This is a genomic window from Rhizobium ecuadorense (assembly GCF_001187535.1).
Lineage (GTDB): Bacteria > Pseudomonadota > Alphaproteobacteria > Rhizobiales > Rhizobiaceae > Rhizobium > Rhizobium ecuadorense.
The window spans coordinates 1-239 of the sequence record NZ_LFIO01000075.1; the positions used below are offsets into that span (position 1 = coordinate 1).

At 56.5% G+C, this 239-nt stretch carries 1 pseudogene; it reads left to right on the plus strand.

From position 1 onward, the window contains the following. Window positions 1-76: 76 nt before the first annotated feature. A pseudogene (locus AF337_RS41680) lies at window positions 77-239 on the plus strand (carbohydrate ABC transporter substrate-binding protein); the annotation flags it as partial.

A 239-nucleotide genomic window follows, 5' to 3' on the forward strand; every position in this document is an offset into this window, starting at 1 on the left:
CGACAGCCATCGCCGTCCCGCCAAGGCGGCATAGACAGAAGTGCATCTCAAACAAAGAACAATGAAGGAGGAGAAGATGAAACATATCATGTCATTTGGAATTCTGGCTTCCACCGTGCTGGCCTTCGCCTCGCCGGTGCTTGCCCAGACGGTTTTCGTGTCCACCCAGCTTCGCCCGATCGAAGAGGCGACCGTCGTCCGCGAGGAGCTGTTGAAGGATGTCGGCTCGGTTGATTACG